20 protein-coding genes and 2 pseudogenes are annotated in these 26,211 nt (G+C 61.5%); 11 read left to right on the forward strand and 11 right to left on the reverse strand.

What is annotated here, in order from left to right:
• Positions 1-43 precede the first annotated feature (43 nt).
• Positions 44-358 (reverse strand): annotated as a pseudogene (locus H7C86_RS31620) (C40 family peptidase); the annotation flags it as partial.
• A gap of 299 nt (positions 359-657) precedes the next feature.
• Between H7C86_RS31620 and H7C86_RS31625 the strand changes: the two are divergent.
• Complete coding sequence (locus tag H7C86_RS31625) at positions 658-924, forward strand: alpha/beta fold hydrolase (protein WP_182262945.1); 267 nt, start codon at positions 658-660, stop codon at positions 922-924.
• Positions 925-1,551 (forward strand): alpha/beta fold hydrolase, encoded by a 627-nt coding sequence (locus H7C86_RS31630; protein WP_182262946.1) that lies wholly within the window; start codon positions 925-927, stop codon positions 1,549-1,551.
• Here the strand turns inward: H7C86_RS31630 and H7C86_RS31635 are convergent.
• A complete protein-coding gene (locus tag H7C86_RS31635; protein ID WP_259349354.1) occupies positions 1,490-2,956 on the reverse strand; it encodes an MFS transporter in 1,467 nt (488 codons plus the stop codon). The genes H7C86_RS31630 and H7C86_RS31635 overlap by 62 nt on opposite strands.
• Before the next feature lie 203 nt (positions 2,957-3,159).
• On the opposite strand from H7C86_RS31635, the gene H7C86_RS31640 reads away from it, so the two are divergent.
• From H7C86_RS31640 to H7C86_RS31655, 4 genes are all read left to right on the forward strand, one after another.
• On the forward strand, positions 3,160-4,056 hold the full coding sequence (locus H7C86_RS31640; protein WP_182262947.1) for a LysR family transcriptional regulator: 897 nt from the start codon (positions 3,160-3,162) through the stop codon (positions 4,054-4,056).
• A gap of 34 nt (positions 4,057-4,090) precedes the next feature.
• Positions 4,091-4,396 (forward strand): DUF6412 domain-containing protein, encoded by a 306-nt coding sequence (locus H7C86_RS31645; protein WP_259349355.1) that lies wholly within the window; start codon positions 4,091-4,093, stop codon positions 4,394-4,396.
• Positions 4,397-4,509: 113 nt separating this feature from the next.
• A complete protein-coding gene (yidC, locus tag H7C86_RS31650) occupies positions 4,510-5,466 on the forward strand; it encodes a membrane protein insertase YidC (protein WP_046379116.1) in 957 nt (318 codons plus the stop codon).
• A gap of 51 nt (positions 5,467-5,517) precedes the next feature.
• Positions 5,518-6,393, forward strand: a complete 876-nt coding sequence (locus tag H7C86_RS31655; RefSeq protein ID WP_020970568.1) for an oxidoreductase — start codon at positions 5,518-5,520, stop codon at positions 6,391-6,393.
• Positions 6,394-6,471: 78 nt separating this feature from the next.
• Here H7C86_RS31655 and H7C86_RS31660 read toward each other — a convergent pair whose 3' ends face one another.
• The 6 genes from H7C86_RS31660 to H7C86_RS31685 all read right to left on the reverse strand — a co-directional run bounded on the left by H7C86_RS31660 (position 6,472) and on the right by H7C86_RS31685 (position 12,742).
• Positions 6,472-7,479, reverse strand: a complete 1,008-nt coding sequence (locus H7C86_RS31660; protein ID WP_182262949.1) for an NADP-dependent oxidoreductase — start codon at positions 7,477-7,479, stop codon at positions 6,472-6,474.
• Positions 7,476-7,904, reverse strand: coding sequence for an organic hydroperoxide resistance protein (locus tag H7C86_RS31665; RefSeq protein ID WP_003939720.1), 429 nt, complete (start codon positions 7,902-7,904; stop codon positions 7,476-7,478). Before H7C86_RS31665 ends, H7C86_RS31660 begins: the two co-directional genes overlap by 4 nt.
• Entirely contained in the window at positions 7,901-8,362 is a 462-nt protein-coding gene (locus H7C86_RS31670; RefSeq protein ID WP_003940568.1) for a MarR family winged helix-turn-helix transcriptional regulator, read from the reverse strand. The genes H7C86_RS31665 and H7C86_RS31670 overlap by 4 nt, the downstream gene beginning before the upstream one ends.
• Positions 8,363-8,440: 78 nt before the next feature.
• On the reverse strand, positions 8,441-9,823 hold the full coding sequence (locus H7C86_RS31675; protein WP_182262950.1) for a condensation domain-containing protein: 1,383 nt from the start codon (positions 9,821-9,823) through the stop codon (positions 8,441-8,443).
• Positions 9,823-11,295 carry a condensation domain-containing protein gene (locus tag H7C86_RS31680; protein WP_182262951.1) on the reverse strand — a complete coding sequence of 491 codons (1,473 nt, stop codon included), beginning with the start codon at positions 11,293-11,295 and terminating at the stop codon, positions 9,823-9,825. The genes H7C86_RS31675 and H7C86_RS31680 overlap by 1 nt, the downstream gene beginning before the upstream one ends.
• A complete protein-coding gene (locus H7C86_RS31685; RefSeq protein WP_182262952.1) occupies positions 11,228-12,742 on the reverse strand; it encodes a condensation domain-containing protein in 1,515 nt (504 codons plus the stop codon). Before H7C86_RS31685 ends, H7C86_RS31680 begins: the two co-directional genes overlap by 68 nt.
• Before the next feature lie 471 nt (positions 12,743-13,213).
• Between H7C86_RS31685 and sthA the strand changes: the two genes are divergently transcribed.
• From sthA to H7C86_RS31700, 3 genes and pseudogenes are all read left to right on the forward strand, one after another.
• Positions 13,214-14,626: a Si-specific NAD(P)(+) transhydrogenase gene (gene sthA / locus H7C86_RS31690; RefSeq protein WP_182262953.1), complete on the forward strand. Its 1,413-nt coding sequence runs from the start codon at positions 13,214-13,216 to the stop codon at positions 14,624-14,626.
• Positions 14,627-14,777: 151 nt separating this feature from the next.
• On the forward strand, positions 14,778-15,680 hold the full coding sequence (locus H7C86_RS31695) for a hypothetical protein (RefSeq protein ID WP_182262954.1): 903 nt from the start codon (positions 14,778-14,780) through the stop codon (positions 15,678-15,680).
• A gap of 88 nt (positions 15,681-15,768) precedes the next feature.
• Positions 15,769-16,636, forward strand: a pseudogene (locus H7C86_RS31700) (class I SAM-dependent methyltransferase).
• A 581-nt stretch (positions 16,637-17,217) separates the two neighbouring features.
• On the opposite strand, the gene H7C86_RS31705 reads toward H7C86_RS31700, so the two are convergent.
• Entirely contained in the window at positions 17,218-17,652 is a 435-nt protein-coding gene (locus tag H7C86_RS31705) for a hypothetical protein (RefSeq protein WP_041815197.1), read from the reverse strand.
• A gap of 50 nt (positions 17,653-17,702) precedes the next feature.
• A complete protein-coding gene (locus H7C86_RS31710) occupies positions 17,703-18,704 on the reverse strand; it encodes a helix-turn-helix domain-containing protein (protein ID WP_259349357.1) in 1,002 nt (333 codons plus the stop codon).
• A 364-nt stretch (positions 18,705-19,068) separates the two neighbouring features.
• Here H7C86_RS31710 and H7C86_RS31715 point away from each other — a divergent pair, with 364 nt between their 5' ends.
• Positions 19,069-21,588: a LuxR C-terminal-related transcriptional regulator gene (locus H7C86_RS31715; protein ID WP_182262956.1), complete on the forward strand. Its 2,520-nt coding sequence runs from the start codon at positions 19,069-19,071 to the stop codon at positions 21,586-21,588.
• Positions 21,589-21,594: 6 nt separating this feature from the next.
• Here the strand turns inward: H7C86_RS31715 and H7C86_RS31720 are convergent, their stop codons facing one another.
• Entirely contained in the window at positions 21,595-22,350 is a 756-nt protein-coding gene (locus tag H7C86_RS31720; RefSeq protein ID WP_182262957.1) for a MerR family transcriptional regulator, read from the reverse strand.
• A gap of 321 nt (positions 22,351-22,671) precedes the next feature.
• Here H7C86_RS31720 and H7C86_RS31725 point away from each other — a divergent pair, with 321 nt between their 5' ends.
• On the forward strand, positions 22,672-26,127 hold the full coding sequence (locus H7C86_RS31725; protein ID WP_042921773.1) for an indolepyruvate ferredoxin oxidoreductase family protein: 3,456 nt from the start codon (positions 22,672-22,674) through the stop codon (positions 26,125-26,127).
• Positions 26,128-26,211 lie beyond the last annotated feature (84 nt).

The following is a 26,211-nucleotide window of genomic DNA, read 5'->3' on the forward strand; positions in this document are numbered from 1 at the left end:
TCGGGGCCACGAGCCCCATCAACTACCGGGCACCCCGCTCAAGCGCGAAGAGCCATTGAACGAGGCCGGAGCAGTCGAACGAGTCCGGTCCGGTCGCGCCCCAGACGTACGGTGCGCCGATCTTGGACTCTGCGGCTGCCAATGCGCGGCCTCCATCCGAGGAAGCGAAAGCTGACACTTTCGCCGGATTCGTGACGACGGAAACTCCGGCGGTGTTCCAGTCCGGAAGCAAGGGGGCCTGAGCGTTCGCGGTGTCGATACTGACGGCAAGGGTTGTCAGTGAAAGAGCGCCGATGACAAGCGCCCTTCCGAGTGCGTTCTTCGTCGTGCTGGGGCTGGTGAATCGGTGGTGCGACATTTCTCGTGTTGCCTTCGCGTCGGTGCGTCCCGAAGCAGGTATCCGGCTGGGCGTGATCGGGCTTCGGCTTGTGACACACAGCCTGGTTTCGCCTCGACGTGTTCGCGCCGGTCAGTTGGACGGGATGCATACCTGTTTTCGAGTGGCGTGTCGGCAATCGTGACGTCTCGCGAAGTGGCAGAAGAAAGAAGTAGGTACCGATGCAGGTACTACGGTCGTCGCCGCGCCGGTGCGTGCGCGGCAACATCGAGTTCGATACTTCACCCGGAGAAAAACCTCACCTGAACTGGGATTTGATCATGATTGTCTCCGCAAGTCGAACCGATGCATTCATCGAGTGGCGCACCGCCGTGGTCGATTCTCGACCTGTCGACTTCGGCGTCGGTGGGCACGGCGAGACAGTGCTGTTTCTGCACGGTTGGGGGTTGTCCCCTCGCGCCTATGGATCTGCGCTTGCTGCCGTCGTTCACCGGGGATCCAGGGTGATTGCGCCTGCGCTTCCGGGACTTGGCGGTACGGCTGAACTAGACCGAGCCGATCGCAACTTCGAAGGTTATGCGGCGTGAGTGACGCGGTTTCTCGACGCGGCCGGAGTTACCGGTCCGGTGACCGTCGTCGGGCATTCGTTCGGCGGCGGTGTAGCGACAGCAGTGGCGCGGGACTTCCCCACGCGAGTCTCGCGCTTGGTTCTGGTGAACTCGGTTGGTGGTGGCGTGTGGTCGAGTGCTGGTGGTCAGGAGCGCCCGATTCGTGAACGTCCGTGGTGGAACTGGTGTGGGTCGGCGATGGTCGAGGCTGCCGAGTCGGTACACGCTCGCAGAATCCCGCAGTTTCGACTCGACGAGTTCGCGTTCAACGCGCTTCGCAACGCCCGTGGAGTGTGGCAAACGGGCAACCTCGCGCGGACTGCGGATCTCATCGATGCACTCGAAGAGATCGCAGTCCGCGCGATGCCTGTTGTCGTGTTGTGGGGAGCTGATGATCATGTGATTCCGCGAACGAGTTTTCATGCTGTCTGCGCCGCCTTGGGTGATCCCGAGGTTCGCGAGGTTCCTGGCAATCACAATTGGCTTATCGACGATGCGGAATTGTTCGGCCAGGTGCTGACGGAATCACTGGCCGGACGCGCTGTCAGTGCGCCTGTTCTGTCTCCTTCGTTCGCGTTCTGTTCGACCACGCGGATTGCGCAGTGACCAGGCAGCCGGCGATCAGGGTGATGACCGCGATGACGCGCACGGCGCTGTCCGCGCCGGTGGTGAAGGCACTCAGGACGGCGTCGTGAGCGAGGGGAGTGTCGGCCATCTCGAGTCCGTCTGCGACCGTGCGTGGCGCGGCGCCGTCTCCATCGCGCATCGAGTCGGGCAATGCGCTGATGAAACGGCTGGTCAAGATGGTGCCGATGACGGCGACGCCCAAGGCGCTGCCGAATTCTCGTGCCGTCGCCTGCAGTCCTGAACCGACGCCTGCCTGTTCGAGGGGCAGCGAGTCCGCGATGTCGTGAGTCAATACGGGGAGCGCGGCTGCCGCGCCGATGCCGATGACGACGAGCCACAACGCGTAGGCGAAATAGGGAGTGTGGGCTGTGCTGGTCGACAGCCCGAACATGCCGACCCCGATGAACGCGAACGCTGCCGCCACGGTGATGGTGGAACCCAGACGAGCCGAGATCAGCGGCACGAAGCGAGCACCGAACAGCAGTGGAATGGTCAGCGGTATCACCGCCAGGCCGGTGGTGAGAACGCTGAAACCCTTGGCATACTGCAGAAATGAAGCGTTGACGTAGAACAGTGCGAACAGACCGAAGAACGCGACGGTCATTCCCAGGCATCCCGCGCGAAGCAGAGGAAGGCGGAACAACCGCGGATCCAGCAAGGGTTGCTCGACGCGGAGCTCGACGATGATCCATGCCGCATAAAGCGCCGCCGACGCGACGAATGCTGAGATCACCGTGATGCTGCCCCAACCACTTTCGGGTCCTTCGATGACACCGACCAGCAACCCGAACGTCGCCGCCGTCAGCAAGACGGTTCCGACAGGGTCGAGACCGCGGTGATTTCGAGGGGTGCGAGGAGCGAGATAGGCGACTGCGGCAGCACCTGCCAACGCGATGGGTACGACGGCGACGAACAACCAGCGCCAGGACCCGGTCTGCAGAAGCGCGCCACCACCGACATTCCCTGCCACGCCGCCGAATCCGGTCGACGATGCCCAAATGGCAATTGCGCGAGGACGCTTCTGTGGGGGAGTCGCGTGCATGAGGATTGCGAGGCTGTTCGACAGAACACAGGCGGCTCCGACTCCGGTGACGCAGCGGCCGATCAGCATCACCGCCACTGTGGGGGAACTCGCGGACACGGCGGCGCCTGCTGCGAAGAGGATCAACCCGATGGTCAGCACCCCTTTGCGTCCGAAGCGATCACCGAGTGCCCCGCAGGGGATCACCAGACAGGCGAAGACCGTGACGTAGGAATCGACGATCCATAGAAGCTGCGTCGAGGAAGGATGCAGAGACCCGGACGTCAGGAGCGGAACTGCCAGGTTGATGGCAGCGACGAACGCAATAACGAGGACGGTGACCGCGCACAACGTTGCGAGCACCAATCCTTGTCGCGCGTCCGAGTTCGCCCGACTCTCCGTCGGTATCGAAGTATTTGTGGACAAGACGCACCTCTTTGCGGAAATTTGTTCTATTGCGGGAGTTGTTGATCGACAGCCAATTCGGCTACTGAAACGACAGTAGGGATCTCGGTAACGTGCGTCTACTGCAAAGATTGCAGTGTATAGTTGCGTATGGTGCAACTATGGCGATGGATATGGACCTCAATCTTTTGAGAGTGTTCGACGCTCTGGTGGCGGAGGGCAGTGTCACCGGCGCGGCCGAGCGATTGAACTTGTCGATACCGGCAACCAGTAGGGCTTTGGGGCGTCTCCGGCGTGCGATGGATGACCCGATCTTTGTTCGTGCCGGGCGTGGGTTGGTACCGACGCCCTTTGCGTTGCGTGCAGCACCTCAGGTCCGATCGCTCCTGGAAGGGGCGCAAGGCCTGTTGATCGACCGCAAGAACTTCGAACCAGCAGAGCTCGAGCGGACTTTCGTGATCCGAATCAACGAGGGCACGGCGGCCAGCCTCACCCCGGCTCTGGTCAGGCGTTTCGCGGCGGAAGCGCCGAACGCTGTAATCCGTTGTGTCGGAGAGGGAAACGAGGACGTCGACTCGCTGCGGAACGGTTCGATCGATCTCGATATCGGCGCTGATCCGTTGCCGTCCTCTGATGTGTGCAGTGAGATTCTCTACCGAGAGGGTCATGTGGGCTTGGTATCGAAGTCGTCGCCGTTGGCCCGCACGGCTCAGCCGACATTCGCGCAGTTGTGTGAGCATCCACATGTCTCGACATCCAGACGTGGCCGGACACACGGACCGATCGACGACGCGTTGTCCGCAGTCGGAATGCGCCGGCGGGTGATCGCGGTGGTTGCCTCGCCCGTTGCGGCGGCGCTCATGGCGGCCGACAGCGATCTCGTTGCACTGGTGCCGGAAAGGCTTGCCCGATACTTTGCCGCTCGCCTCGATGTCGCCTGGTTTGCGGTGCCGACCGAACTACCGGCCGTCACCATCCACCAACAGTGGCACGGTCGGCTGGACCACGATCCAGCACACAAATGGCTGCGCGAACAAGTACGTGAGGCAAGCGTCTAGCTGGACTCGGCAGATGTTCTGTACTCTCGCAGTCATGCAACAGCGGAGCACGGGAACGGTGACACGGTCACTGTTGCTGATTCTGCTGCCGTTCATCGCTCTTCTCGCCGTGCCTCCGCTTGGATCGTCGGGTAGCGCCGCGGTGCTGGGAACTGCGATTGCCGTCTTCGTGGTCGCAGCCCTCGCAACGTCGTCGAAGTACGAACTTCTGCAGCTGTGCGCGGTTTCGGCCACTGGCCCCTCTGATGACGAACGCTGCCTGCGTGGCGCTTTCCGCAGGCAGAGCAGCCCGGACGCGCCCGGCCGTCCACAGCCTCGAGCTCCGGGAATCGGTCTGTAGATCGGCCGTCGGCGGGAGTGAACTCGTCGTAGGTCGGTCAGACGTCTTGCGTCCACGACCATTCCCGCGCTCTCATCTCCGGTGAGCGTGCCTCTCGGTGAGGTTCATTCGTCATGCTCGATTTTGTCTACTACCCCGTGTCCGGAATCCTCTGGTTCTGGCACAAGGTCTTTTCACTGATCTCCGGATCACCCGACAACGGCGTCGTATGGGCGTTGTCGGTCGTATTTCTGGTCTTCACGCTCAAGGCTTTGCTGTTCAAACCCTTCGTCAAGCAGGTCCGCACCCAACTGGTGATGCAGAAGCTGCAACCTCAGATCAAGGCGTTGCAGAAGAAGTATTCGGGTGATCGGCAGAAACTCACTGTCGAGATGGCCAAGCTGCAGAAGGAACACAACTACAGTCCGTTGCTCGGCTGTCTGCCGATGCTCGTTCAGGCACCGGTGTTCATCGGCCTTTATCACGTCCTGCGATCGTTCAATCGGACTGGAGCGGCATCGCACGTCCCGTTTCTGAGCCCGACCGAACCGATGTCGGTGGCGGACAACGCGAATACGGCCAACTACTTCTTCAGTGCCTCGGACGTGCAGTCGTTTCTCGACGCCAAACTGTTCGGCGCGCCGTTGTCCGCCATGATTTCGAGTCCGGCAGCGCAACTGGAAGCGTTCGGCGACGTCAGCCGTATCTCCATCATTCTGGTTGCCGTACCGCTGATGATCTTCGCCGCCGTCGCTACACATTTCACGTCGCGGGCGTCCATCGCGCGCCAAGTGGACACCGGAACCGTCAACCCTCAAACAGCGATCATGAACAAGCTCGCATTGTGGGTGTTTCCGGTGGGTGTGATCGCTTTCGGTGCTTTCGCGCCCGTGGCGATCCTGCTGTATTTCGTGAGTAACAACTGCTGGACGCTGGGACAACAGCATTTGGTCTACGGCCGGATCGCGGCGGAGCAGAAGGAAGATGAATCGTCGCCGACACCCGGAGTGACTGCGCCCCCGTCGCCCAGGGTGGCTGCAGCACCGCCGCTGCCGGGTGCAAAGCCGATCCGCGCCAAACGCAAGCGATGACAGAAAAGCGACCCCTCCCTACCGGCGGGTAAGGCACGTACGCTGGAATGCATGACCAAATGGACCGCAGAAGACGTAGTCGATCAGACCGGCCGCACATTTGTCGTCACGGGGGCGAACAGCGGACTGGGTGAGGTAGTCGCACGGGCGCTTGGCAAAGCCGGGGCCGACGTCGTCCTCGCCTGTCGTGACACCACGAAGGCCGACGCCGTAGCCGCCGAGATCGGACCCAACGCGGTTGTCCGTAAATTGGACCTCTCGGATCTGTCGTCGGTACGAGCCTTTGCCGACGCAACGGAGAAGGTCGACGTCCTGGTGAACAACGCCGGCGTGATGGCGGTTCCGTTTCGCCGGACTGTCGACGGATTCGAAATGCAGATCGGCACAAACCATCTCGGGCACTTCGCGTTGACCGGATTGCTGAAGGACAAGCTCACCGACCGTGTCGTGACGATGTCCAGTGCCCTGCATCAGCTCGGAACTGTCGATCTGGACGATCTCAATTTCGAGCGTCGGAAGTACAACCGCTGGTTGGCCTACGGGCAGTCCAAGCTTGCCAATTTGTTGTTCACGTACGAACTTCAACGCAGGCTTGCGGCCTCGGGATCTTCGCTCAAAGCGCTTGCTTCGCATCCGGGATACGCGTCGACGAACCTGCAGGGTCACACCGAGTCGATCCAGGACAAGCTGATGGGAATCGGCAATTCGATCTTCGCGCAGTCCGCGGAGATGGGTGCGCTTCCCGAACTGTGGGCGGCCACTGCGCCGGATGCTTTCGGCGGCAGTTACATCGGACCGGACGGTCCGTTCGAGCAGCGAGGTTATCCGAAGGTCGTGGGGTCGAACAAGAAGTCACACGATTCGAAGACAGCCTCGGGCTTGTGGACGCTGTCGGAGAAGTTGACCGGAGTCTCGTTCGGGATCTGATTCAGATATGAAGGTGGCCGCGAACTTCGAGAAGTTCGCGGCCACCTTGATATTCGTTCGAGCCAGATGTTGTTCGGGTTACAGCGTGACAACCATCTTGCCGGTGTTCGCGCCGCGCATCAGGTCGATGAACGCTTGCGGTGCATTCTCCAGGCCTTCGACGATGGTCTCGTCCCACTCAATCTTGTTGTCGGCGAGCCACCCTGCCATGTGGGTGCGGAATTCGCCACCGAGGTGACGGTAGCCGCCCACAAGGAATCCGCGCAGTGTGAGCTGCTTGCCGATCACCAGTGCCAGGTTGTGGGGAGCGGTGGGCTTCTCGGTGGTGTTGTACTGAGCGATGGCTCCGCACAGGGCAATCCGGCCACCCTGGTTCATGGCATCGATGGCGGCTTCGAGATGCTCGCCACCGACGTTGTCGAAGTACACGTCGATGCCGTCAGGGGCGGCAGCGGCGAGCAGTTCGGTGATCGGGCCGTCGTGGTAGTCGAATGCCGCATCGAATCCGAGTTCGAGAAGTCGGGCAACCTTCGCCGGTGAACCGGCGCTACCGATTACTCGCTTCGCTCCGAGCAACTTGGCGATCTGACCGACGAGCGATCCGACGGCACCGGCTGCGCCGGAGACGAATACGGTATCGCCTTCCTTGAACTCCGCAACCGCAGTGAGGCCGGCATACGCGGTGAGGCCAGTCATGCCGAGGGCACCCAGGTAGGCCGTCGCCGGCGCGATGGACGTGTCGGCCGGAGTCACTGCGGATCCGTCGAGGATGGCGTATTCACGCCATCCGAGGCCGTGGACGACAACGTCGCCCACAGCGCGATCAGCCGACTTGGATTCGACGACCTCGCCGACAGCACCACCGTCGAGCGGCGCACCGACCTGGAACGGCGGAAGGTAGGACTTCACGTCGTTCATTCGGCCGCGCATGTACGGGTCGACGGAGATGGCGATGTTGCGGACCAGGATCTGGCCGTCTTCGAGTTCGGGGAGTTCTACTTCGGCGGTGGCGAAGTTCTCCGAGGTGGGCCAACCGTTCGGGCGTGAAGCGAGACGGATTTCCCGGCTGACAGTGGTGGTGCTCATTCGTCGTCCTTACTTACTTCGAGGGTGACCTCGATGTTGCCGCGAGTTGCATTGGAGTACGGGCACACCTGGTGCGCCTTCTCCGTCAACTCGACGGCCTGATCATGGGGCAGATGGGGGAGTGAAACCTCCAGCGTCACAGCGAGTCCGAAGCCTCCTGCACCGTTTGGGCCGATGCCGACCCGCGCGCCGACTGCGGAATCAGCCACGTTGGCCTTCTCGGCGCGGGCGACCATCTGCAGAGCGGAGTGGAAGCATGCTGCGTATCCGGCGGCAAAGAGCTGCTCGGGGTTGGTGCCTTCGCCACTGCCACCCATTTCCTTGGGAATGGCGAGGCCGAGATCGAGGCGTCCGTCCGAAGTGCGAGCGTGACCGTTGCGGCCTTCGCCGGTGGCAAGTGCTTCTGCGGTGTAGACGATGTTCATGACTTCTTCTTTCCGTCGGAGTGGGCATTGGATGCTTGAAGTGACTCACCGAGACGAGTGAGAACGTCTCGAAGTTCTGTGAGTTCGTCGTTACTCAGACCAGTGGCGCCTGCGAGCTTGGCCGGGATGTCCTCGGCCTTGCTGCGCAAGGTGGAACCCGCCTCGGTCAGGTGAATCTCGACGCGACGCTCGTCCGTGGTGAGGCGTCGGCGTTCGATGAATCCCAGACCCTCCAGCCTCTTGAGCAGCGGCGACAGGGTTCCGGTATCGAGATCGAGTGCCTCACAGATCTCACGCACGCCCCGGCCGTCTCGTTCCCAGAGTGTCAACAGGACGAGGTACTGGGGATACGTGATTCCCAGGTCGTCGAGCATTGCCCGGTACGCGGCCGTAGTGGCCCGCGACGCCGAATAGAGGGCGAAGCAGACCTGGCGTTCGAGAGCGAGTGGGTTGGTCACGAGAACAACTGTAGCGCACAGTTAAGTTGTGCACAACAAAGAAGTGTCAAATAGATCTGCGGATGCACAGCCGTCTGGCTACGGCGTCGACAGAATCTCGGATACGCACTCGAGGAAGGTAAGCACTGCCTGGGCCGCGGGTGCCGGAAATCGGGTGCGCACTGCCAGCCCGTCGTTGGTGCGCGAAAACCAGAACTGAACGTCGTCGGCGCTCGACACGCGACTGAGTTGCTGCGGATTGATCGGCGCAGGTTGTGAGTCGCCGGGCCGTGATTCGCGGGGGCGAGATCCACCGGGCATGGTCCGGTAGTCGGCGTAGGACACCGAGAAGATGTCTCGGCGAGTGGGCGAAACCTCGGGCCCCAAGCTCCTCAACACTTGTCTCGACGACACGGACGACAGTGAAAGTGCCTCGTGGAAAGCGAGATTGACTGCCCGAGCAGTGCTGTGAAGATCATCCATGCTCGTCACGGTGATGGGTGCATTGGCCACCAGCCAGCCGAAGGTGTGGTTGTGCCGCGGTTCCCGACGCGTGTGAACAGGGAACAGAAGGCGTGTGTCTCTCTTGTCGGTCAATTGTGTTGTGGCCAAACCGATCGACGCAAGAATCGCACCGAACGACGAGTGTCGATGATCGGCGCAGTTCTGGTCGAACAGCTCTGCTTCGTCGGCGTCGAGGAGCATTCGGGTGTCTGTGCCCTGGGGCGACATGGTCCCGGCGGGCAGCCCCAGATCTACGGGAAAATGGGGAGTGTCACCCCCGCAAGATCGAAGGAAAGACCGCCACCCCGAAATGCGGTGGTCGCCGGGCTCTGGATCCGCGGTTGCCGATTCACGGAAGCAGTAGTTGAGGAAACTCCCGGGCTCGGGCAAGAGATCTGACGCGATCGGATTACGGTCCGCCCGCGTGTATTCACGATACAGAGTGCTGATCTCGGTAATTGCGATGCTCATGGACCAGCCGTCGCAGATGGCATGGTCGAATCCGCAGATCACTGTCGACTGGTCCTCGCGGGTGATGGCCCCGAGAAAGTAGGCGGGAAACGCAAAAGGATTGCACCATCGATCCAAGCGCTCGCCCAAGAGTTCTCGCACCTGTTCCGGCGTTCGCGCGTCCGCCACTGTTTCCTCACGGAGGCGCAGATCGACGACATCGGCGACGTCGACGGACAGCGCCGAGGATTCATCCGCTTCTTCGGCCTGGGAGAACGAGCACGACAGGGCGTCGTGACGGGACGTCCATTCCTCGAAGCTGGCTCGGAGTGCGTCCGTGTCGATCGGGCCGGGAACGTCGAAAGTGGCAGCGAGCCAAGTCGTATCGCCGCGGCTCCCGGCAAGATGCAGCTGCTGATTCGAGGTCGGAGGAACCGGATATGTCGATCCGGTGGAGATTTCGCTCGGCGTCCACTGCAGGATGCGGCCCGGCCGTGCCTCGAACCTGTCGAGAAAGGTGATGTGCATCAGGCGGTCTCCACTTCCTGACGTGCATCCGCCTGACGAACGACACGGTAGTCGCCGGTATCGGCGACCGTTCTCAGGACGTTGCGGAGGTGTCGAAGGTACCGATCCACCGATGTGTGCGCTTGCTCGGTATCGGGAAAACTGACCATCACGTACGTACGGTCTTCCTTCCGGTTGATCCACATCGACAGATCACCCGTCGTTCCTGGCCCACCGAGTGCGCGCGCTTCGAGTTCGTCGTGGTGCTCGGCACCTGGAATCAGGCGCATGTCGATGTACGACACCATCGGCGGGACCGAGGTTCCGCCGATGTCGGATCCGGTCAACTTCGACACCTGGGCGATCACCGAGTGAATGGACACGTCCGCGAGTCCCTTCACGGCTGCGCGAGCAGCGTGAGCAAGGGGGAGTGCATCGGTGAAGGTGGTGACACCACTCAGCGTGAACGAGACCGGGACGAGATTGATGAACCAGCCTTGAGAAAACAGGTATCTCGGATCGGAACGAGTACCGACTGCGTTGAGCGCGAAGTAGTTCGCTCTGTCAGCAACTTCGATCTCGGTGAGGGCGAGGGCTGCGAAGATCCCCGTGGAGAATCCGACGCCATTGGACTTGCACAGCGCTGCGAACGCGGCTGACTCGTCGCTGTCGAGAACGTCGATATGTGTGCGGGTCGACCGGGTCTGTTCGCCCTGCGCGACGCCGAGGTCGAGGGGGAACTTCGGGAGTTGTCCGGCGTTGGCGGCGAGAATCGAAATCCATTGCTGCACAGGTTCTGCGGCTAGGTCGAGGTTCTTCGCCGCTGCCCGTTCTTCGCCGCTGTACTCGACGTAGCTACCGGGAGAGGGAAGTTGAGCGTCGATGCCGGCGCTTTCGGCGATGTACAGCGCACGAAGTTCTTCGACGCCCAGCATCAGCGACAGGCCGTCGGTGTGCGAGTGATCGACGCCGTAGTAGATGGTGAAACCGGCGCCGGTGCCGTGCTCGACGGCGCCACTGGTGAACGAAGGCCATTGCAGTGGGCTGGTATCGCCTGCGAAACTTCGGCTGACATGCTCGCGAACCGCATCGGTCGTGTTCAGGGAACCGACGCTGTGCGGCGCGAGTTCGATCGTCGATTCATCCACCACGTGACGGTCGATGGCCCCGCTACCGCCAGGATCTTCGGATGGTCTCACCTCGAACCAACTGTGAAGAGTGTTGTGCCGCAAGACAAACGCCTGGACCGCCCGACGCAGTGCCTCCCGATCGAGATCACCGGGCAGAGTGAACGTGAATCCGATCCACGGTGACCAGTCGACGCCTTGTGCGCGCTTGTGATCGGCGGTACGAATGTGTCCCTCTTGTAGGAACGAGAGAGGTTGGTCGCTCAGTGGTGCTCGAGATGCTGCCGTCAGGGACTGCTCAGTAGGCCTGAACTCGGTGAGCGTCCCGGCTTTCGGTGCCCAGAGATCGATGGGTGTCATTTCCATGAGAGTTCTCCTCGATCGGTGCAGCGGTATTGATCGGTACAGCGGTGTTGGTCGGAGGTGTGCATGTGTCGGTCGAGAAGGCAAAGTCCTCCATTTCGCGGCGTAGGAGTCCCGCGAACTGATGGATGTGGCGGCTTGTGCGCGCGTTGCCTGGGTGGCGTATGGCCAGATTGAGCCCTTCGGGAGTCCGTGTGAGCCAGATGTAGACGTCGGTTCCCGAATGATCGCGACTACGAAGGCCTCTGGTCTGCCAGCTCGTCCATTGCTCGGCACCAGGAACGTGACGAACGTCCATGTACGAGAGCACGAACGGCAGGTGCTGCGGGGAGTCGATCAGCTCGCACACTTTCGAATACGGCAGGGCCGCTGCGGGACGGACGCGTCGCATCTCCGTGCCGGCAACCTTGGCCAGATCGCTCACGGTTGCTGCGGGGGCAATCGGAATCCTCACCGGCACAACACCGATGAACCATCCCAGCGACGCGGCCCATCGAAGCTCCGAACGGGTGTGTTGCGGCACCACGACGCGGAATTCGTCTGCACCGGTGAGATCGCCGGTCACCTTGGCCGCGCACGCGAGTATCGCGGCCAGGAATCCTTGGTTGCTGCGCTTGCTCGCTTCTGCCAGGCGTTCGGCTCCCCGGGCGCTCAGAAGCCAGGCGGACAGGCTCTGCTGAGGGACTCGGCGTCCGGCGACCGGTTCGGGCAGCGCTGGAAAGAGCGGAGCCTCGCCCTGCGCGTAGAACTCGCGCCACGTCTGCACAGCCGGGTGAGAGCAGTCCGCGTGTCCCACGAGATCTCGTTCCCTGGTGCCGAAGTCGATGTAGCTTCCGGTCTCCGGCGGCGAGGGAGGGCTTCCCTCGCTCGCCGAACGGTAGATCGTCTGCAGTTCGTGCGCGGTCAACGCCACCGAATATCCGTCCAGCAGAGCGTGATCAGCGGCAAAAACCACGGTGAAATGGTTGGGACCTTCAATTGTCGCGAACTGGTACGCAGGCCAGACAAGTGGATCGGTCGACCGGTCGAGCAGTTGCTGTAGATGCGTGAAGACGGACATCGAGGACGCAAGATGTCCGACTTCGTTGCCCAGAATTCGGACGTCTCCGGGACCCGCGGTGCGTCGGACTATCGCTTCGCCCTCCATGGCGACTCGTGTCCGGAGCACTTCGTGGCGATCGATCCAGTGATCGAGAGTGGCCGCCCAGATCCTTCGGTCGAGTCGGTCGTGGATGCGAAACGAGGTACCCAGCCACGACGGAGTGCATCCGTCGTTGTGATGGTGCGCCTGCCGTTTCGCCTGCTCGGCATGTTTCAAGTGTGCTTCGTGTATGTAGCTGGCGGGACGCTGGTCGACAGGCCACAGCTCGGACGGATTCACTGCGGCAGGAGTCCACTCGGTGACGGTCCCAGGAGGTAGGGGATAGTCGGCAAGTTCCGTGAATTCCATTGGGAAACCTGATCTCTCGAGATGGCGAAAGGTGGGGATCGTGAACGGGGCGGATGTTTGTAACCGAGAGTGACAGATGATTAGTCAAGGCAAGTAGAACGCGACCTGAGGCTCCGCGCAACTGCTTCGGTCCGGGATGTGACGAGGAACATTCTGCTCGTTATTTCGGACAATTCGAATACTGGACATCCGGTTTACTGCCCTGGTCACCTGTCAGTTGATCGATCAATCACTCTGGGGTGAAACAAATTTCAACAGACCGTTGTGAACTCCGTCGGACGGCGAAGAATGTGCGCATGCGAATGTCGGAATATGTTTGTGTGTAGCAATTTTCGTAAGGGTTTGACTGTATCTCTTTTAATTGCAACAGGGTTCGTGTACAGCCGTCGTGCCCGTTCGGCGCGCGGATTGTTCACCGAGTATTGACATGCTCGGCATCCGCCGGTCGTATGCAGACGGTATTTGTAAGCGATGACTGATCCGATGGAATACGACCTGGTTGTGATCGGCTCCGGCCCGGGTGGTCAGAAGGCTGCCATCGCGGCGGCCAAGCTGGGTAAACGGGTAGCGATGGTCGAGAAGGGCAACATGCTCGGGGGAGTGTGCGTCAACACCGGCACCATTCCGTCGAAGACGTTGCGCGAGGCGGTTCTCTACCTCACCGGGATGAACCAACGCGAACTGTACGGCGCGAGTTACCGCGTCAAGGAGAACATCACTCCGGCCGACCTGCTGGCGCGAACCCAGCATGTCATCACCAAAGAAATCGAAGTCGTGCGATCTCAGCTCCTGCGTAACCGCGTCGAATTGCTGGTAGGGGTCGGCTCGTTCGTCGACGAGCACACCATCCTCGTCGAGGACGCCTCGCGCGGAGACAAGATGACAATCACGGCAAAATTCGTTGTGATCGCGACCGGAACGTTGCCTGCCCGCCCGGCGGGGGTGTCCTTCGACAGTCACCGGGTGCTCGACTCCGACGGAATCCTCGATCTGACCTCCATCCCGACCACCATGGTCGTGGTGGGCGCGGGAGTGATCGGTATCGAGTACGCGTCGATGTTCGCGGCACTCGGCACCAAGGTCACCGTCGTCGAGAAGAGAACGTCGATGCTGGACTTCTGTGACCCCGAGGTCATCGAATCGCCTCGGTTCCATTTACGCGATCTGGCGGTCACTTTCCGATTCGGTGAAGAAGTGACGGCCGTCGACGTCGGGGCGAACGGAACGCTGACGACGCTGCGCAGCGGCAAGCAGATTCCCGCCGAGACCGTGATGTACTCGGCGGGACGGCAAGGCCTCACAGTGCCACTCGCGCTGGAGAACGCCGGGCTCGAAGCCGACGAACGTGGCCGTATCTACGTCGACGACAATTTCCGCACCAAGGTCGAACACATCTACGCCGTCGGTGACGTCATCGGCTTCCCGGCGTTGGCGGCGACGTCGATGGATCAAGGTCGACTCGCGGCCTACCACGCCTTCGACGAACCAGGCGCGAAGCTGATGGATCTGCAGCCGATCGGCATCTACTCGATTCCCGAGGTGTCGTACGTAGGCGCCACCGAGGTCGATCTGACCAAGGAATCGGTGCCGTACGAGGTCGGGGTTTCCCGATACCGTGAACTCGCGCGCGGGCAGATCGCCGGCGACACCTACGGGATGCTCAAGATCCTGGTGTCGACGGATGACCTGAAGCTGCTCGGCGTTCATATCTTCGGCTCGGGTGCAACGGATCTCGTGCATATCGGCCAAGCGGTGATGGGGTGCGGCGGGACCGTCGAATACCTTGTCGACGCCGTCTTCAACTATCCGACACTGTCCGAGGCGTACAAGGTGGCGGCGCTCGACGTCATGAACAAGATCAGGGCTCTCAAGCAATTCCACTAGGGGTCGGGGTGTCCCCAGGTACCGGTCAGGGTCGGTCGGTGTACTTCTCGGGTAGCACTTGTTCGAATACCTGAGGGTGATGTCAGGCCTGGGCAAATAGGGCAGGGTCTACCTCTATGACCATTGCCCATGAACTTCGTGTGGAATTTCGATGCTGATCGGACTGCTTGCCGCGATCGTGGCGTGCGTCGGATACGGCGTTGCGTCGGTGTTGCAGGCGTACGGCGCGCGCAAGTCGGCAGCGGCCGCCGAGCAGCGAGGCGAGGCCGGACACGTGACGGCGACGGGTGGCCCGACCTTGCGTTCGACGTTCGCCGCCGCGCTGACGGCGTCGTTCATCTTGGGCACCGTGCTCGATGCGGTCGGATTCGCCGGTAGTGCCATCTCCGCGCGGCTCATTCCACTGTTCTTGTCGCAGACAGTGGTCAGTGCCAATCTCGTCATCACGGCAGTGCTGGGGACCGTGGTCCTGGGCATCCAGTTGCATCGTCGCGACTGGTTCGCGATCGCCGCGGTGATCGGATCGCTCCTGCTGCTCGGTTTGTCTTCGGGTCACGCGGGCGGCGGGAGTTCCAACGACGTCGTCCACTGGGGTGTCCTGGTGGGCTCGGCGTTGATCTTGTCGATCGGTATCGGTTTGATCCGATGGTTGGGCTCACGCGCAGCAGTTGTCGCCGGGTTGATCTCGGGTGTGCTGTTCGGCTTTCTGGCCATTGCCGTACGCGTGGTCTACGGGATCGATCCGTTCGAAATCGGCACGATGCTCCGCGATCCGGCCGGCTGGGCAATCCTCGTCTCGGGCCTGGGTGGTTTCTATCTGCACACGGTGGCGTTGCAACTGGGATCCGTCAACGGAGCGACAGCGGCACTGGTTGTCGGCGAGACGGTCGTTCCGGGAATCGTCGGCGTCGTGGTGCTCGGCGATGCGTCGCGACCGGGCCTGGAATGGCTTGCCATCGTCGGATTCGTCGGAGCGATCGCGGGCGCCGTCGCCGTAGCCGTCTTCGGCGCGGCGAGCCACGAGGGGAAACCTGCCGAAGAAGTGACCGTCTGATTCGAAAACCACAGCCCTTCGAAAACTGGAACGCGAACACGAACACAGACGTGTTAAAAAGACACTTCAAGTCGATGGCGGAGGGTCAATGGTGCACGAGGGCCAAGCGAAGCACGTGGCAGAAGCCATCGCCGGCAACCGGTCGAATTGGGACGATCGCGCCGAGGTGCATGTGCGCTCCGAAATGTATGACGTCGGAGGGTTTCTCGCCGACAGAGCGGCCATTTCCAGAGTCGTGCAGAACGATCTGTCGAGTCTGTCTACGCATCTGCCGGCGTCGGGAGTGCGGGATCGCTCGCTCCTGCACTTGCAGTGTCACATTGGTATCGACACCATTTCCTGGGCGCGCCTTGGTGCGGTGGAGGTGCACGGGCTCGATCTTTCGCCCAACTCTCTGCGCCACGCAGCGCGTATCGCGAAGGCCGACGACCGCGAGATCACCTGGGTGGAAGGTGATGCGCGATTCGCCTCGACGCTGATCGACCGACGTTTCGACACGATCGTCACCAGCGCCGGGACAATCGTCTGGTTGCCGGAACTCGCCACCTGGGCCCAGTCGATCCACGACCTCCTCGAGCCGGGTGGGGTGTTTCAGATCCGGGACGATCATCCGATCCCCGGCGCAATGGCATTCGAGCCGTGGATGATCACCGACGACTACCTCTCCGGAGGCGGCATGCGATCGTACGAAGACTCGGCGACCTATACCGGGAACTCCGACGGACAGATAGCGCACACCGCCAACCACGAATGGCGCCACGACTTAGGCGAGGGTCATTGGTTCCTTGCTGGATGTGGGTCTTCATATCGAATCAGTTTCGGAACTTCCCTACATGGACTGGCCGGCCTTCCCCGAACTCGTTCCATGCGCCAACGGATGGACTCTGCCGAGCCACTCTCCGCGGATCCCTTTGAACTTCGCCATCGTCGCCAGGCGAAATCAGCGAAGTGAGTGAGCAGAGCCGATCCCTTGGGAGACTTCGAATAATTCCTGGAGTGGCGTGGCCGTATTTCGTGCATGATCGTCGGATGGCTTTGTCCCGGTTGTTGCCTGCCAACTCGCCCCTATCGCAAGTCGCCGCGTCGAGTGTCGTGTGTCCAGGGATCGAGTGAATCGTAGTTCTTTCAAGCTAATACTTTTGGTGGATAGTGCTTTTCGCTCGAACTCTCCTCGGCGTTGTTGCAACCGTTCGACGAATTTGCAATATCAGGTTCGAGTGAACCTGCGTCGCTGTTCGGTCGGTCCAGCGGTAACGGAAACCGCATTTTCGCAGATAGTTCTAATGCACGACCGATGCCTCGCATACGTTGTGCGGTCACAGGCACCGGGTCGTAGACCGGAGGAAAGTAATGAGCAGCTTGGATATTCAACGTTGGTCGAACGACTTCACTGCGCTGACCAAAGTCATTTCGGAAGGCATCGAGCAGTTTGTTCTCCGGTTCATTTCCAGCTGAAGTGATCTGAGCTCGCTGCCTGGCAAGGAGTTATTGATCTCCACCGCGGTTCGGAGGCCGAATCGTGATGAAGCAGAGGTTCTTACGGGGTCTGGGAGGCCTGGGCGGGGGCGAGCAGGTAGGAGAACACGTACGTAACTGCGGCGATGACCGCCAGTACGATCAAGGACGTCGGGAACCCTGCGGCATCTCGCACCGGGGCACCTGAAGCGGTGACGGCCGCCATGAACACTCCGATTACCAACAATGTCACCGCCAAGGCCGAGCACGCAGCGAACCGATGCTTCCAGCAGCAGACTGTGCGCGCCGGCCATGTGTGGCTTGTTCTCAGGGCGCAGCGCCCGCCTGCAACAGCGCTCGAGCCAACAATCAGCCCGACCAGCGCTCCGATGAAAGCGGGTATGAACAGTCCTACCCAGGACCAGGCTCCATCGCCGACTATCGGGATCATCAAGGCAACACCTGTGACCGCGCCTGTGAGCGCAGCCAGACTCAGTTCCTTGTCGACCCAGCTCATGGAACAACTAGAACACAGGCGCGATCCCGAGGCTGTGGAGTATTTCGGATTCAGGGGCTGAAGAACGCGAGTCGACGGTGCAGCCGTGCGATCGACGGGTCCCCGATCGTGCGCCTGCCGTCGGTACGGGCTTGGCTCGGTGTCATCCCGTAGAAGTTTTTGAACGCGCGCGCCAATTGGGATTTCGAGGTGAAGCCACATCGCAGGGCCAACGCGTCGATCGTTTCGTTCGGCATCTCGGCTCTGGTCAACTCGCGGTAGACGAGTTCGAGACGCTTGCGCCGTATGACAAGAGCGATTCCGCCGTCGGATGCGAATGCGCGGTAGAGCTGTGCTCGGGAGACCGACAATGCTGCGCACATGCTCGTCGGTCCGAGCCAGGTCTCCGAGAGATGCTCGGCGATGTAGGCGTACGCACGATCGCGGAGCGAGTGATCGGGTCGCGGCGACAGATCAGGTTCGGCGATACCCAAACTGACACGCAGGAGGGAAGCGACGACGTCCTCGTAGCCGGCCGCAGCATCGGGATCGAGATGCGGTAGCGCGAGTACGACCGATTGCATGCACTGAGCGAGCACGACGGCAGGAACTCCGCGCAGTACCGTCCCGTGTAGAGAACGACCCTTCGACTCCGCTTCGACGAGGGAGCTCGGCGCCAGGAGTGTGATGGTGCGTCCGGTCGCCTCGGTTTCGACGTCAGCAGTCCAGGTTCGCCCGAGGTCGAAGAACGCGATGTCCCCAGGGCGGGCGACAAAATCCACTCCGTCGGCGTCACCACTGACCTGTCCGCCGAGGACGACCTGGATCATGTACTGATCGTCGAGTCCGCTCTCGGCGATCACAACTTTGCTGCGGTGGTACTTCTGCGCGTTGAAGGTCGTTTCACCGATCAGCGAGGTCCCGATAGGCAGGGCGGAGATCGAGCCTTGGAGGGGCGTGTCGGCGCCTATCGGCTCGGTGACGAAGAACGGACGCGTGACGACACGCCAGAAGTCGTTGGCGTCCGCAGGGTCCACCGATCGAGTCGACGCGCGAATGCGGGCGGAATTCATCGGCACGCGGGCATGATATGTCAGATCCCACAGGTCGCAGTCACTCTCCCGCAAATAAACGTCAATAGTGACCGAGCCCACATAATGAGACAAATCGGGCGTATTTGTGAGACGGCCAGTGCTCGCGTGTCGCGGTGATTCTGTCTATGTTGTTCGTTATGGGTGGACAGGTTGGGAGTTCGATGCTCGAACGAAATCTCGAGTTCGGCGGGGATCGACTGCTCGTTTGTCGGCCATCATGACATCCACTTCGAATCGGTCGCAGCTATCTCGAGCAAAGCGAAATCCTCGAGGAAGGGGCACGCTGCAAAGACGGCTCGCCGGGCGTGGAGCCACGGCGATTCGTCCTCGTCTGCTCGGGTTGATGGAACGCTCGGCGGGCTTGACGGTCATCGATTCGCCGCGGGGGTTCGGGAAGACGGACCTCGCCGCGTTGTGGCTCACGACTCTCGGGCACATGCCCATCAGACCAGTTGTCTGGGTGCCGGCGCCATCGAATCGGATGACCCCCCTCGAGTACTGGAACACTGCGCTCGCAGTGATTCAAGATTCTCTGGAATCACTCGAGGCCCCGCCACGAATGCGCGAGGATCCGGTGGGGGCAATCGAATCACTTCTCGACTCGTCGCCCACTCCATTCGTGTTGGTGTTCAACCGCATCGACCTGGTTGAGGGTGACGAGGTGGGACGCCGAATCGTGGATCTGATCGTGCGGCTTCCCGGATTGAAAGTAATCGTCACGCTGCAGGATCGGTCTGCGACGGACTTACTCGAGGACGTCCGCGTGGACGAGTACCTGTGCGCGAACGACCTCAGGTACACGCTCGACGAGTCCACAGTTCTGTTCGCGGAGGCAGGGATCCACCTTCCCTCGGGCATCGTCCATTCGATCTGCGAGCGTGTTGCCGGCGTTCCTGTGCTGATGAAGGTTGCTCTGAGTGCGGTTGCGGGGCTGAGTGAACCGAGTCGTGGTCGCGAACGCGTTCAGCAGCGAGTGGACCAGGCGATCCACGCGTACGTCAGTCGGACCGCTCCTCGATCGGGCAAGTCGCTCGAGTTGTTCGACTTCGCGACTACGATCGCCGCCGCCCGCACCGTCACACCAGAGATCGCTCGTGTCTTGTCCGACGATCTTGACGTGGAGGGCAAACTGGACTTGCTCGAGTCTTTCGGTCTGATCTTTCGGGACGGTCCCGAGGGAGAAGCATCCTGGTACTTTGCGCCGTCAGTTCGACTGGCATTCATGCAGATACGGACCGAACAAGGGGATGGATTCGACGATCCCTTCCAGGTTCTCGTCGATCACGCTCTCGGGACTTCGGATATAGCCGGTGCCGTTCACTACGCCTTGGACGGACGCCATTGGACCAGGGTGCTCGACATACTCGAGCGTCACTGGGCCGATCTTCTGGTCGATCACACCGGATTGGTCCGGACTGCGTTGCAATCCATACCCGGCGACGTACTCAGTTCGAACTCTTCGATTCTGGTGGGCCGTGACCTGCTCGAATCACGCCTACGGCCGCAGTTGGTCAACGGCGATTCGTTGCCGACGGAACCGGCGGAATTGCGTGCGATAGGTGGTAGTTCGCATGCGCACAGCTTGTTGAACGTCGGGACGGTCCAATCGGTTGTGCTGAGAACATCCGGTAAGTACCAACGCTCTACCGAGATCACGCGCAAGTTGGCTCACGTCGTGTACGGACTCGGTGACGAGTCGTTGGGCGCGTTGGGGTCTCAACTGCCCGCCCTGCGCCTGATCTGGGGTGTTTCGCATCAACTGACCGGTGACCTCGGTGATGCCGCGGTGGAATTGCGACTCGCCTATCAGGGTGCGATGGAACACGGTCCGGAGTTCGTCCTGCGGCACGCCGCTGGCAATGCCGCGCTCAACTCCGCGCTGATCGGGGACGTCGCGCACGCGACAGACTGGCTTCACCTCGAAAGCACACACCCGGACGTTTCGGGATGGTTGGGACCGCCCTCGCATATGGGGGGAGCGATCGCGCGGGCACTGGTGGCGTGCGATCGCGTGGACCTGAATGCCGGCGCTGCCGCGATGGACGCGCTCGCCGAGATCACACCGCCGGGCGACCTGTGGGCGTTCGCGGCCTACACTTACACCAGATTCGCACTGCTGCAATCGGATCCGTTCTCGGGGCTGATTTCGCTCCAGCGCGCAGTGGCAACGCACGGGCACGTGAATCCGTGTGAACGATCACTCGGTGACGCACTTCTCGCCGCGGCGCGTATCGATCTTCTGTTGGCGTCCGGGGAGGGTACCAAGGCGCTGGAGGAATCAGTCGCTGCGTCACATACGTTTGCTGTTGTCACGGTTTCTGTCGCTCGTGCGCATCTCCTGACGGGGGCTCCGTCACAGGCATTGGAATTGTGTCGCGAAATCGACTGGAGCGAGCAGTATCTCACGAGGTTTCGGCTCGAGTCCCTGCTGATCGAATGCGCTGCGCTGTGCGAACTGGGGAGAATCCCCGCTGCCGCCAGTCCGTGGGAGGAGGCTCGCGGACTGCTCGAAACCTCAGGTGTCCTGTCGGCGCTGGCGACCATACCGCGTGATCTGATCAGGCAACTGGAAGAGCGGGCCGAGGGCCCGAGCAGTGCCGTCGCAACCTTTCTCGAATCCGAAGTGCCGCAGATGTATCCGGCGGCTATCGTTCAAGTCCACTTGACGAAGCGGGAGATGGACGTTCTCGTGGAACTGGGTCTCGGCATTCCGATCGGCGAGATAGCGCGAAAGTTGTTCGTATCCAACAACACATTGAAGAGTCACCTGCGAGCCCTGTATCGCAAACTCGGTGCGCATTCCCGCGAAGAGGCCGTCGCGGCAGCGCACCGACACAACCTCCTCGGCAGTGGGCAGGACTGATCGGCGTCAGTGCAAATTGCGCTCGGAGTAGATCTTCATCGCGTCACGGACCAGCGAAGCGGTGCCTTCTCCGTACTTGTCGTAGTTTGCAGTGAAGCGGGGATCGTCGACGTACATCTGGCCGAGTCCGGTGAAGGCGTCGGCGCTGGGAGTCCTTCCCTGCCAACCGATTTTTATCCACTCGAACTGTCTCTGGGTAATCGTCTGGACGTCGTCGCTTTCCGCGGGTAGGCCCGCTGTCCGTGCTTTTCCGAATGCCGCTGCGATGTCAGCTTGAGCTTGCAGATGTGCTTTCCGGTCCTGCTCGGACATCGACCGCCACCAGTTGTCGCCGCTGGTATAGGCGTCCTTGCCCCAACGCTCGATGACCTCGTCCTTGTATCGGGTGTGGTCGAACCCGTCGAAAACATCTTCCGGCATGAGTGATTCACCTTTCTTCGTCTTGTTCAACGTCCTGTTGACCGATTCGATCTGTCTCGAGATCCGCGTGCGCTCTTGCTCGAGGAGTTCGAGGTGCGTACGCAGCGCGGTGGCCGTGTCGCGTTCACCGGTGAGGACTTCGGCGATGGCCGGCAATCCGAGTCCGAGTTCCCGAAGCAGCAGGATGCGTTGCAGTCGCACCAGGGCGTCTTCGTCGTAGAAGCGGTAGCCGTTGGCGCCGATGCGGCTTGGTTCCAGGAGTCCGAGATCGCCGTAATGGCGCAGCGTTCTGCTGGTGGTACCGGCGGATTTGGCGAGTTCTTGGATGGACCATTCGCTCACGTGGAGTTCCTACTCTCGGATCGGTTGTGCTCATTCAGCATGCAAGTTGACGTTGCGTCAATGTCAAGAAAGTTCTCGGTGTGCATTGTCGGGAACGTTTTATGTCCGTTTCGCCGTATCGCCACGAACGGGTCTCCAACTGATTGATTCGATGACCTAGGTCACGTGATTTGGCTCACAAATTGCCAATTTGAATAGTTGAACAAGCCTCTGTTGACGCTTTCACATACCTCGACCACGATCATCTGAACAGATCGAGTTACGCGGTTGTTGAAAATGCACGGTAGTTGAAATGCACTGCAGACGGAACGGTGGTCCACGATGACTGAACTGGTGTCGGGCGTAGCCCAGGCCAAGCCCTATGACCTCGATGATCGGTACCGGTCGGGATCGGGACCGGTGTTGCTGACCGGTGTTCAGGCAATCGCACGCGGTTTCGTCGAGCAGCACGTTCGCGACATCCGGGCGGGTAAGCGTATTGCCACTTTTGTCTCCGGTTACCAGGGCAGCCCCCTCGGCGGCGTCGACAAGATGCTCCACGGCATGCCCAAGGTTCTCGCGGAACACGACATCACCTTCATCCCCGGCTTCAACGAGGAGCTCGCTGCCACCGCGGTATGGGGAAGCCAGACGGATCTCCCCGCCGGAACCGCGACCCACGACGGCGTGACCGGCGTCTGGTACGGCAAGGGCCCCGGCGTCGACCGCGCTACCGACACCATTCGCCACGCCAACATGTACGGCGTGAACCCCAAGGGCGGCGTCGTCCTGCTGGTGGGCGACGACCCGGCGTCGAAGTCCTCCACGGTTCCGGCCGTCAGCGAGCGCTCGCTTGCCGCGATGGGTGTGCCGGTTCTCTTTCCGCGCAATGCCGAAGAGATCATCACGATGGGTATGCACGCCGTTGCACTCTCGCGGGTGTCCGGTTGCGTCGTAGCGCTGAAGATCGTCGCCGACGTCGCCGACGGTGCCTGGACGATCGACGGCAGCATCGCGGACTTCGACATCGTGGTTCCGGAAGTGCAGTTCGAGGGCAAGCCCTTCGTCTACAAGCAGCGTCAGATGGCTGCGCCGCCGGACAGTGTCATCGCCGAGGCCGATCTGTACGGCCCGCGATGGGATCTTGTTCACGCGTACGGAACTGCCAACAACCTCGATGTGATCGAGGTCAACCCCTCCGGTGCGAAGATCGGTATCGCCGCCACCGGTACAACTTTCGACTCCGTCCGCCAAGCTCTGGCAGACCTCGGCGTCGATGATGCGGCGCTGCACCGCGCCGGGATCCGTCTCCTTCGCATCGGAATGTGCTACCCCGTCGTTGGCGAGAAGATCAAGGAGTTCGCCGAAGGTCTCGAGCAGATCGTCGTGGTCGAGGACAAGACCGCGTTCATCGAAGCTCAGATCCGGGAAGTCCTGTACGGCACCGACGATGCTCCTCGCATCATCGGCAAGCGTGACGGCCAGGGCCGTCTGCTCATGCCTGCCAGTGGTGAACTGACCGCAGGCCGGCTGCTCGCCCCGTTGCGGCGCGTACTGAAGCCGCACGTCGAGCTCAAGCGCACCCTCCCGGCACCGCTGTCACTGAACGTGCTCTCCGCCAAGCGAACCGCGTACTTCTGCAGTGGGTGCCCCCACAACCGTTCCACCGCTATCCCCGAGGGTTCAATCGGCGGCGGCGGAATCGGTTGCCACACACTCGTCACCATGTCCGGCCGTGAGGACAGCGCTGTCACCGGCCTGACGCAGATGGGCGGCGAGGGCAGCCAGTGGATCGGGCAGGCACCGTTCACCGACGTGCCTCACCTGTTCCAGAACATCGGCGACGGCACCTTCTTCCACTCCGGTCAGTTGGCTGTCCAGGCATGCATCGCCGCAGGCGTGAACATCACCTACAAGTTGCTCTACAACGAAGTAGTGGCGATGACCGGTGCACAGGACGCAGAAGGTGCCCTCTCCGTTGCTCAACTCAGCCACAAGCTGACCACCGAGGGCGTCAAGCAGATCATCATCTGCGCCGACGAGCCTTCGCGCCACAACAAGCGCGCCCTGGCCAAGGGCACCAAGCTCTGGCACCGCGATCGCCTCGACGAGGCTCAGAAGGAGCTTCGCGAGATCAAGGGCGTCACCGTACTGATCTACGACCAGCACTGTGCGGCCGACGCTCGTCGCCAGCGCAAGCGTGGCACGCTGCCCACTCGCAACACTCGCGTCGTCATCAACGAGGCAGTGTGCGAGGGCTGCGGTGACTGCGGTGTGAAGTCGAACTGCCTCTCGGTCCAGCCCGTGGACACCGAGTACGGTCGCAAGACGAAGATCGACCAGACGTCCTGCAACACGGACTACACCTGCATGGACGGCGATTGCCCCTCATTCGTGACCGTCGAACTGGTGCCGGGCAAGAAGGCTCCCAAGGCCGCACGTCCCGTCCCGCCCGTCGTCGCAGATCCCGATTTCGGACCGCTCACCAGCACGCAGAACGTGTTCCTCGCGGGCATCGGCGGCACCGGTATCGTGACCGTCAACCAGGTGCTCGCAACGGCGGCACTGCGCGCCGGCCTCGAGGTGGAGAGCCTTGACCAGATCGGCCTGAGCCAGAAGGCCGGACCGGTTGTCTCGCACCTGCGTTTCAGCTCCAGCGCGCTCGAGCCGTCCAACCGCCTCACCCCGGGCAGCGCGGATTGCATCGTCGCCTTCGACCTGCTGACCGCGACGGACAACAAGAACCTCGACTACGGCAACGCCGAGAAGACGGTCTCCATCGCATCGACGTCGCAGACGCCGACTGGAGACATGGTCTACGACAAGGCTGTTCGCTACCCCGAGGAAACGTCACTCCTCGCCCGTCTCGACAAGGTGTCGCGCACCCTGCGTTCGTTCGACGCACTCGCCGCGGCACAGGAGTTGTTCGGTAACACCGCAGCCGCCAACTTCCTGCTGATCGGTGCTGCCTACCAGAGCGGTGGACTTCGTCTGCCGGCCGAGGCCATCGAAGAAGCGATCGGCATCAACGGCGTTGCCGTGGACGCGAACATCGCGGCATTCCGTTGGGGCCGTGCAGCAATTGCCGACACTGCAGCGTTCTCGGCCGTCACCACGCCGGCCAAGTCCGTCCGCGAACCCGTTGTCGCACCGGCTCACATGTTCGCCGGAACCACCTTCACCGGTGAAACCCTGCGCCTGGTCGAACTGCGTGCGGCACAGCTCATCGAGTTCCAGTCCGTCAAGATCGCCCAGCGCTACATCGATCAGGTTCAGGCAGTCTGGACTGCTGAACGTGCCGCAACCGAGCGGACCGATTTCAGTGAAGCGGTCGCCCGCGGCCTGTTCAAGTTCACCGCGTACAAGGACGAGTACGAAGTTGCTCGCATGCTGGTCGATCCTGCCTTCATCGAAGACGTCAAGTCGCAGGTGCCGGCCGGGGAGAACCTGACCTACAAGCTCCACCCCCCGATCCTCCGAGTGATGGGCCGCAAGAAGAAGATCGGCCTCGGGCCCAAGTCGCATGTTGCACTGAAGGTTCTGGCCAAGGGCAAGAAGCTGCGCGGTACCAAGCTCGATCCCTTCGGCTACATGCACGTCCGCAAGGTCGAGCGTGAACTGCTCGCCGAGTACGAGGCCATGATCGCTGATCTCTCTCGTACGCTCGCAACCGACGGCTACGATCGCGCCGTCGAGATCGCGGCGCTGCCGGACGTGGTTCGCGGCTACGAGGACATCAAGCTCGGCAACATCGAGCTGTACAAGACTCGCCTGCGCGAACTCGGTGTAGGTGAGTAGGAGCGTCAGCGAGTAGATCGAAGAAGACTGTGCCCCAGCGACCGTTGTCGCTGGGGCACAGTTGTATTCAGAGCTGTATCGGAC

Origin of the sequence: Rhodococcus sp. UFZ-B548, assembly GCF_903819475.1 — a bacterium.
Taxonomy (GTDB): Bacteria; Actinomycetota; Actinomycetes; order Mycobacteriales; family Mycobacteriaceae; genus Rhodococcus_F; species Rhodococcus_F erythropolis.